The organism is Protofrankia sp. CiP3 (assembly GCF_917627345.1).
In the GTDB taxonomy this organism is placed as follows: domain Bacteria; phylum Actinomycetota; class Actinomycetes; order Frankiales; family Frankiaceae; genus Protofrankia.
Map to the genome: position 1 here is coordinate 1 of NZ_CAKJTM010000149.1, position 8,568 is coordinate 8,568.

The window sequence follows — 8,568 nt, forward strand, 5'->3', positions numbered from 1 at the left end:
TTGAAAAGGCTCAATGCATAGAGAAACTGACCGCTACAGTATGTGGCCTTCGCGCAGCCCTGCCAATCGCCCTCACATCCGACCTCATTCTCCCAGGTCAAGAGGGTGTCTGACGATGAACCCGCGCCTCCCCCACCTGCCGTCCATCCACCCCGGCAAGACCCCACCGGAAACTGAGGTCGCCCTCCGTTCGGACGGTTATGCGACGTGGGAGCGGGGCGTGACACGGACGACGAGGTCGGCGTCGAGTGAGTCGGCGAGCCGGTCCAGGACGGGCAGCGTGGGCACGGTGCCCCCGGCTTCGAACCGCGCCACCGCCGACTGGGTCATACCAGCCGCACGCGCCAGCTCAGTCTGGCTCCAGCCACGCTGCTGACGTAGCTGCCGGACGACACGGCCGAGCTCGAAGCCAGCCGGGCCGCCTGGTACGCCTCGTGTGCGCCCGGCTCAGCCATGCGCTGTTCCCGCAGTTGCGCCCACTCCGACCGCTCAGCCACTGTCCCCACCCTCCTCGTCCAGCACGTCGTCAGCAGTGTGCTGCTCGGCCAGGCACCGAGCCAGCGTGCACCTGGCCCGGGCTACCTCGCTCACCTCGCGCATCCGGGTCTTGACGAACACCGTCAACAACACAAACCGCCGCCCCGGGGCCAGCCAGTACGTCACCCGCACCGCCTGCCGGTCCACGTGAACCGCCGGATCCCGCCGCGCCCGAACGCCCGCGCCTCAGCACCCATCAGCAGCCGCCGTTGCCGCTCATCGAGATAAGGGAAGATCGTCTCGAACTTCGCTACCAGCGTTTCCCGGCTCACCCCGAACCCCACAGCGCAGGATCTTGCCCGATCCGTGGAACCTACGGGCTATTTTTCGACGGCCCCAAAGCGAACGTCCTTGGCACTAGCCGCGTATTCCACTCTGAACCTTGGTAGGGTTTCATACCGGTATGGAACCCAGCGTCGAGATACCGTTTGGTGACCAGTGGTGGCGAAACGCTGTCCTCTACGAGGTGTACGTCCGCAGTTTTGCCGATTCTGACGGTGATGGTGTTGGTGACCTGGCCGGGGTGCGCTCCCGCCTGGACTATTTGCGCAACTTGGGGGTGGACGGGATCTGGCTCACTCCCTTCTACCCATCCCCGATGGCCGACCACGGCTACGACGTCGCCGACCACCGTGACGTCGACCCGCTCTTCGGCGACCTCGCCGCCTTCGATGCTCTCCTGCGCGATGCCCACTCCCTCGGCCTGAAAGTCCTCCTCGACCTCGTCCCGAACCACTCCAGCGACAGGCATCCGGCGTTCCACGCGGCCCTGGCCAGCCCGCCCGGTTCCCCCGAACGGCAGCTGTATGTCTTCCGCGATGGCTCCGGCCCGGACGGCGCGCTCCCGCCGAACAACTGGGTGTCGGTGTTCGGTGGTCCGGCTTGGGCCCGGGTCCCGATCGAGCCGCCGGAAGGCAGCGAATCAGGCGGCCCTCCGAGCCCACAGCCCGGCGGGCAGCCTCGGCAGCCGAGGCAGTGGTACCTGCACCTGTTCGCCGCCGAACAGCCGGACTGGAACTGGAGCCACCCGCAGGTCCGCGAGGACCACGAGCGCACCCTGCGGTTCTGGCTCGACCGGGGAGTGGACGGGTTCCGCATCGACGTCGCCCACGGCCTGGTCAAGGACGCCGAGCTGCGGGACAACCCCGCCGATACGGAGCTCGCCCCCCACACCGCCTTCAGGGACAAGCACGAGCCGCATGTCTGGGACCAGGACGGCGTCCACGAGATCTACCGCAGCTGGCGCCGGCTCTTCGACGAGTACGACCGCCGGGATGGCCGGGACCGGGTGCTGGTCGGCGAAACGTGGGTCGCCGACCCGGACCGGCTCGCCTGCTATGTGCGCCCCGACGAGCTCCACCTGACATTCGCGTTTTCGCTCCTGACCACGCCATGGTCGGCCGCGGCGTGGCAGGCGGCTGTGCGCGCGGATCTGGCCGCCACCGCCCGGCACGGCTGCGCGCCGACCTGGGTGCTCGCCAACCACGACGTGGTCCGCCCGGCGACTCGGTACGGCACAGGCGAAGCTGGGATGCGCCGGGCGCGGGCCGCGCTGCTGACGATGCTTGCCCTGCCCGGCGCTGTCTTCCTCTACCAGGGTGACGAACTCGGCCTGCCGCAGGCCGACGTCGCGCCGCAGTGGCGCCAGGACCCGGTGTGGCGGTCTTCCGGCGGCACCTCCCCCGGCCGCGACGGCGCCCGGGTGCCGATGCCGTGGGCTGGGCAAAACCCGCCGTTCGGCTTCGCGCCACCCGGGGTGACGCCATGGCTGCCCCAGCCGCCGGGCTGGGCGGCGTTCAGCGTCGAGGCGCAGACTGGCGATGCCACCTCCGCGCTCGTTTTCACCCGAGAGGCGCTGCGGTTGCGCCGGGCGTTACCGGCGTTCGCCGGGTCGGTGCCGGACACGTTGCGGTGGCGGGAGGACACCCCGCCTGGCTGCCTGGCCTTCGACCGGCTATCTCCGAGTAGCTGGGCTGGCCCCGCAACAGAGAGCGACAGCGAGGGCGAACACCACGACGGTGGCATGCACGACGGTAGGCGCGCCCAGCCGCCCATCGGGGGGCATACCGTTACCTGCGTTATGTCAACGGCAGATGTACACGTTCAGCTGACGGTCCCGGGCCGGCTGGCACTGGCGAGCAATCCAGTAACCTACAACGGCACAACGATCACATTGCCCCCGGACACCGCGGCCTGGGTAATCGCTACCCACCGTTCCCCTCCGCTCAACCTATGACCTGCGATCACGATGTATACGGCTTTCCCGGATCGGGATTTGAGAGATCGCCCTGCGGTCTAGAGTCATGCGGACGACCGTAGATCTCAGCGATCCACCGCGGGTTGATAATCGCGGACAACGGAGCACACGCAACGCCCGGCGGGCAAGGTATCCGTCGGCAGGAGCCTCGGCGAGAGCGTCAGATCGCTGGCGCGAGCGGGCGGGTGTGCCCGACTGACGAGGGTCTTCGAGGTGGCGCAGGGCGCGCGTGTCTTCCCATAGATCGACGGGCCTCGCCCGGGGATTTTTAGCTGAGCCGTCTCAAGCCCTATCGGCGACGGTATGCAGCCGACTGAGGCTGAATATCCTGCACGATTACCGCATGCTTTGATTCGTCGATCCGGTACAGCACGCGCCACTGGACACCAAGTCGGGCGCTGTAAAATCCGGACAACGTCTCTCGGAGAGGCTTGCCGACACGGTAAGGCGCCTCAAGGAGTGGTCCGGTGATGAATTCAACAGCCGCGGCGGCAACGTCCTCCGGAAGCAGTTCGGAGATAGCCCGCCGGGCCGGCCGGCTCATTCCGAGATCGTAGGGGTCGCCGCTCACCGTTCGCGCTCAGCCAGCAACGCATGCGCTGCTTCGATGCCGTACACCACATCGCCGGCCTGCTCAGCTTCGCGGGCCTCAGCCAAGCCCCGAAGCGCAGCCGGATCAGCAAGGATCTCGGCGGTTTCACGCATCGACAGGTACTCCTCTATCGCGACCAGCACCGTCTGTTGAACGCTGCGATGTTCGGATTCGGCGACCTGCTTTAGCTGCTCTTCAACCTCGGGCGGCAAGCGGAGTGTCATAGCCATACCATTATGGTATCATAACGGTGCTACCCACTGAGGCGGGAGCATGCAGTCGAACGTCAGCGGGTGACCCCGGGCCGCCCAGAGCCTGGGCCGCTCGCTAGCCAACATGCATCATCACCGCACCTCGGTCTCCTGTTCGGAGTCCTCGTCGTGCCGGCCAGCGTCCGGGACAGCGACGGCGGCCGGCTGCTGGCCGCCCGCGGCTCCACCCACTGGCGCTGCCGTCACACCGAGGCGGACGCCGGATTCGCCAGCCGACCACCTGCGCAAATACTCCGAAGTGAGCGTCCGCCGCGGATGATGGACCCGTTGCTACACGAGGGCCTCCGAGGGCCATCTGATCCGCGGGGACGCTGATGATTTCTTGTTCGCTGTCGCGAATTTGATCAACGACGTGGCGATCGGCTCGATTCGCCGCGCATCGATGGTGATCTTCAGATCCTCGGTCTGACTGCGATCCGGAACCCTTGCCACTCGTCGCCTCCGTGTGTGGCCGCGACGCACAAAACGTCCGCCATCGACGCCAACGGCAGCAACCTTACCGGCACCCCTGGCTGGGTCAGGGCTCTTTCTCATGGGGCAAAGGCGGCCTCGTGACCGGGACCACGCGCAAGCCTCTTTCCAGGCCGGTGTAGTCGCTGGGGTTGGTGGTGAACAGCGGAAGGCCCTCCGCGACCGCCGTAGCGGCAATCATCAGGTCCGCGATCCGGCGACGCGGCTTGCGACCCGCGGCGACGATGGCCGCGGACAACCGGCCGTAGACCCGCGCAGCCTCGGCGTCGAACGGGATCGGGTCGAACTCGTTCTCAACGCGCTGGAGTATCTCCATCCGCCGCGCCCGTTCCGCATGCTCGTCGTACAGGTCCTGCTCGTCGTTGCGCCGCACCTGGTGCGGCCCGGCGGACAGCTCCGCCAGTGTCACCACGCTGATCGCCATCTCGTCCGGAAGCTCGGCAACGTTGACCCAGCGGCGCAGGATCAGGATATTGGTGTCCAGCAGGCCCTGCCGGGCGGATTCACCGGTCATAGGCGCTCGTCGCCTCATGGTCAGCCGCCGTGTCCTGGTCGGCGCGGAACGCCGCCAGATCGGCGTCAGGAGCGTTGCGCGACATCGCGGCGAACTCCTGCCGCGAGACGAACCGGCGCCGACGCCGCATTGGGACGAGCTGCCCGATCTGATGACCATCCCGAGTTACCGTGAACGACTGCCCATGCTCGACGGCGTCCATGATTTCCCGCGACCTCGACCGCAGATCCCGCTGCGTGATCTCAGGGACGCCCACCCCGACAGCGTAGCACCCAGTGCCACACCGTGCCGCACCGAAAATCGCGAGTCACGCCAAACGTGATCGCTTAGAGCGCCCGAGGATAGGGCGTTCGATCAGTGAGCTGCTCATCCGTGCCCGATCCGGCAAGGCGGCGGAGGAAGGCGCCCTGGTGGTGGGCGCCGGCTGACGACAACGCGGCCGGGCGGGACGCGGGGAGCCGCGAGCCGGACAGCCCTGTTGCCGGGCGCTCTCAAAGCGCCCGGCAACAGGGACGCGGCGTCGCGGGGCTGGGGCACGTTCATCGCCGCCCCGGATCACGGCCAGCCGTGCCAGCGCGGATGCGTTACCCGCTCCGCCCGCGGGACCCGTAGCTTGTGCACGACGCGCTCGGCCCCGTCCACAACGTGCGCGCATAGCGCGCAGCCGAGTCCAGCCCGGCCAGGGCGAGGCCACCACGCACCAGAGCCCTCCAAGCACGCGCGTCGGCGAGCTGCCGGACGCGCGACATCCCCGTCTGGCCGGGTTGGTGCTAGCACCGATGTCACGGGACCGTGCCGCGCATAACGTGACACGAGCTGCCGCAGGGCGAGGCTTGCCTGGCGGGAAAGCTGTCGATCATACCTGTTGGGGGGTGATCCGATGGGTGATTACCGCCGCCGGCAGGAACGATCACCATGGGCTTCACTGGCTCGGGAAGCTTCGCCAGAATTTCGTGCAAATCAAGGTAAAAAATGTTCTTAATTCGCTATAACGGCAGGACTGGCGCCGGGCCGGAACGCTTCTTGCCCGCCCGTCAGGGCTGGGCATCGATCGCTCCTGCCGGGCGGGCTGAGACGCCAACGGACCGGTGGGACGACCCATCAGCGGACGGAGGTGACAGATGGCTACGGCGACGCCGGACACCATCGGCACCGTGCTCACCCAGCTGCTGACCGCGGCGGCGGATGCCGCGCGGGACGGCGGCGACCGGCTCGGCGACCTGCTCGAGGAGGCCGAGGGCGCACCCGAGCGGCTCGTGGACGACATCAGGCTGTTCGCCGAGCAGCAGCTCGACCGGCTCAAGCAGCTCGTCAACCCGCCGGACTGGTGGAACCTGCTCGTGATCGCCCTGCTGGCGATCCACGAGCTCGACCCTGACCACCTGCTGGTCGGCACCTGCCAGGTGCCCGACTGGGCCCGGATGCTGACGCTGACCTACCTGCCGGCGACGCCGGACGCCGTCCAGGCCTCGGTCACCCTTGGGCTTGCTCTGACGGGCGACGGGCAGCATGGCTCGATGATCAGAATCAACGGCGCGCTCGACGGCGTCCAGATCCCGTCCGGCGGCGGCCCGCTCACGGTGGGCATCGCGACCGACCCCGGCGGGACCGCCACCTGGCTCATCCCGTTCGGCGGCCCGGTGACCGCGCCCAAAGGCGCCGACGGCACCGGTGGCGTGCGACTGTCCGTGGCGCTCACGCCTGGCCTGGACCAGGACGTCGGCGTCGCCCGGCTGAGCGTCGGCAAGGTGCGGCTCGAGCTGGCCCTGCGGTATCCGGCGCAGCCGCCGGACCACCCGCTGTGGCGGCTGTCGGTGGGCCTGAGCGGCGACGGCGGCCAGCCGGGGCTCGACGCCGAGCTCGACCTGCAGAGCCTGCTCGGGCCGCTTGGCTCGATCGTCGCCCTCAGCCCGCCGGACATCCGGTACTCGCCGCGGCTCCTGCTCGCGGCGGACGAGTCCCCCCAGTTCACCCTCGGCCCGAGCTGACGGAGTCACCATGAGCGGGAATGGCTGGATCATCGGCACCCTGGACGTCGCCGGGCGCCCCGACGGGACCGCGAGCACTGTCAGCGTCGACCTGGGCGTCAGCGCCGGCCTCGACCTGCCGGGCCTGCGGCTGCGGGTGGACGACGCGCGCGTCGAGGCCCAGCTCAGCGTGCGCCTGCGACCGCCAGGCCTGGAAATGCGGGCCGTGCCGATGCTGCCGGCGGGGGCCGGCGCGGAGCTGACGTTGCCGGGTGTGACGGGCAGCGGCTACCTGCGCCGCGACGGCGACCGGTGGGCCGGCGCGCTGTCGGCCCGGCTCGGGCCGGTAGCGGTGAGCGGGTTCGGCATCCTCGACCTGAGCGGCGGTGGCCTGTCCCTGGTGGCGCTGCTGGCGGCCGAGTTCGACGTCCCCATCCAGCTGTCGTTCGGGTTCACGCTGGTGGGCGTGGGCGGGCTGGTGGGCCTCGGCCGGCGCCCCGACATCCCGGCCCTGCAGGCCGCGGCCAGCTCCGGGGACCTGTCCCGGCTGCTGTTCCCCCGCGTCCCGATCGTCGGCGCCGACCGGCTGCTCCCGGTGCTGAACGGCTGCTTCCCGGCCGCGCCGGGCAGCGCGGTCGCCGGCCCGATGCTGAAGCTGGGCTGGGGCACGCCCACAGTGGTCGCGGCCACCATCGCGGTCCTCGCCAGCGACGACGGGGTGGTGATCCTTGGCCGCGTCGCCATCACGCTGCCGTTCGAGCAGGCGGCGCTGATCCGGCTCGAAGCGCTCGTTTTCGGGACGATCACCGGGGACGGCCTGTCCATCGAGGCGACGCTGGCGAACTCGCGGATCGTCGGCATCCCGGTCGACGGCGAGCTGCGGCTGCGCCTGCGCACCGGGGACGACCCGCTGTTCGCGCTCTCCGCTGGCGGCTTCCATCCGGCCTTCACCCCGCCCGACGGGATGGCGGGGATGACGCCGATCCATACCGAGATCTCCCCAGGCCCGATGCTGCGCGCCCGGCTGGCGGCCTATCTGGCCGTCACCACCGAATCGGTCCAGTTCGGCGCGCGTGCCGACCTGCGGGCCGGAATCGATGGTTTCAATATCTCGGGCCATTTCGCGTTCGACGCGCTGATCCAGCTCGACCCGTTCGGTTTCGCCGTCGACTTCTCCGCCCGGGTGAGCGTGGAGTGCGCCGACTTCTGCGTCGGCAGCCTCGGCCTGAGCGGGCACCTCTCCGGCCCCAGCCCGTGGCGCATCCACGGCCACGCCAGCGTCTCGGTGCTGTGGTGGGACGTCGACGTGGACATCCCCGAGCTGACCTGGGGCTCGTCGGACGCGCCGCGGCTCCCGAAGCCGCGCGCCCCGCTCGACGTCCTGCTCGGCCAGCTCCGCACCGCGTCGAACTGGACGGCGAGCACCGCGCCCGTCCCGGCGGTGGTCGAGCTGCGCCCCGGCCCGGATCACGGTGCCGCCGCCGTCCACCCGCTGGCTGAGCTGCGGTTCGCGCAGACCGCCGTGCCGCTCGGGGTCGCCCTGCAACGGATGGACGGGGTCCCGCTGCCCGCTGCGGTGACCCTGCGGGTGAGCGCGGGCGACCAGGAGCCGCCGCTGACCATGACACCCGCGGCGTTCGCCCCGGCGCAGTTCCTCGCCCTCGACGCCACCAGTGCGCTGGCCGGCGCCGGCTACGCACAGTTCGACGCGGGGTTCCTGCTCACGCCGAACGCGGTCGTCCTCGGGCCGCAGGGCTCCCGCTCGATCGGCCCCGAGCTCTGTGTGATCGCCCGGCGGTTCCGGTTCCCGACGACCGTTTCTCTCGGGCCGCCGCTGGCCCTGGCGGCCACGGCCGGCCACGGCCACGCCCCCGTGGCGGTGGCCAGCCCGCTGGTGCGGCTGCGGGATCCCGGCGCCGCGGTCGTCGCCGGCCGCGCGGCGCTGCTCGCCGCGGGTG

Annotated in this window: 7 protein-coding genes and 2 pseudogenes; 3 read left to right on the forward strand and 6 right to left on the reverse strand. The window is 69.9% G+C overall.

Features of this window, described 5'->3' with window-relative positions:
• Positions 1–198: 198 nt before the first annotated feature.
• The 3 genes and pseudogenes from MJ797_RS27670 to MJ797_RS24705 all read right to left on the reverse strand — a co-directional run.
• Positions 199–455 (reverse strand): annotated as a pseudogene (locus MJ797_RS27670) (multiprotein-bridging factor 1 family protein).
• Between the two features lie 34 nt (positions 456–489).
• Positions 490–684 carry a hypothetical protein gene (locus tag MJ797_RS24700; protein WP_239341797.1) on the reverse strand — a complete coding sequence of 65 codons (195 nt, stop codon included), beginning with the start codon at positions 682–684 and terminating at the stop codon, positions 490–492.
• 8 nt (positions 685–692) lie between these two features.
• Positions 693–809: pseudogene (locus MJ797_RS24705) on the reverse strand (transposase); the annotation flags it as partial.
• A 131-nt stretch (positions 810–940) separates the two neighbouring features.
• On the opposite strand from MJ797_RS24705, the gene MJ797_RS24710 reads away from it, so the two are divergent.
• Positions 941–2,773 carry a glycoside hydrolase family 13 protein gene (locus MJ797_RS24710; protein WP_239341799.1) on the forward strand — a complete coding sequence of 611 codons (1,833 nt, stop codon included), beginning with the start codon at positions 941–943 and terminating at the stop codon, positions 2,771–2,773.
• A 588-nt stretch (positions 2,774–3,361) separates the two neighbouring features.
• Here MJ797_RS24710 and MJ797_RS24715 read toward each other — a convergent pair.
• From MJ797_RS24715 to MJ797_RS24725, 3 genes are all read right to left on the reverse strand, one after another.
• Entirely contained in the window at positions 3,362–3,610 is a 249-nt protein-coding gene (locus MJ797_RS24715) for an Arc family DNA-binding protein (RefSeq protein ID WP_239341801.1), read from the reverse strand.
• Positions 3,611–4,175: 565 nt separating this feature from the next.
• On the reverse strand, positions 4,176–4,643 hold the full coding sequence (locus tag MJ797_RS24720; RefSeq protein ID WP_239341803.1) for a type II toxin-antitoxin system VapC family toxin: 468 nt from the start codon (positions 4,641–4,643) through the stop codon (positions 4,176–4,178).
• Positions 4,633–4,899, reverse strand: coding sequence for a type II toxin-antitoxin system Phd/YefM family antitoxin (locus tag MJ797_RS24725; RefSeq protein WP_239308786.1), 267 nt, complete (start codon positions 4,897–4,899; stop codon positions 4,633–4,635). The genes MJ797_RS24720 and MJ797_RS24725 overlap by 11 nt, the downstream gene beginning before the upstream one ends.
• Before the next feature lie 865 nt (positions 4,900–5,764).
• On the opposite strand from MJ797_RS24725, the gene MJ797_RS24730 reads away from it, so the two are divergent.
• The gene (locus MJ797_RS24730; protein ID WP_239341805.1) at positions 5,765–6,631 is read left to right on the forward strand and encodes a hypothetical protein; all 867 of its coding nucleotides are present in this window, start codon (positions 5,765–5,767) and stop codon (positions 6,629–6,631) included.
• Between the two features lie 10 nt (positions 6,632–6,641).
• Positions 6,642–8,568, forward strand: a 1,927-nt coding sequence (locus MJ797_RS24735; RefSeq protein WP_239341807.1) for a DUF6603 domain-containing protein, incomplete at its 3' end; no start/stop codon positions are given.

Bases quoted from the DNA above. Each gene is read 5' to 3' on its own strand.
- MJ797_RS24710 (WP_239341799.1), top strand. From the start codon at position 941: ATGGAACCCAGCGTCGAGATACCGTTTGGTGACCAGTGGTGGCGAAAC.
- MJ797_RS24730 (WP_239341805.1), top strand. From the start codon at position 5,765: ATGGCTACGGCGACGCCGGACACCATCGGCACCGTGCTCACCCAGCTG.
- MJ797_RS24720 (WP_239341803.1), bottom strand. From the start codon at position 4,643: ATGACCGGTGAATCCGCCCGGCAGGGCCTGCTGGACACCAATATCCTG.
- MJ797_RS24715 (WP_239341801.1), bottom strand. From the start codon at position 3,610: ATGACACTCCGCTTGCCGCCCGAGGTTGAAGAGCAGCTAAAGCAGGTC.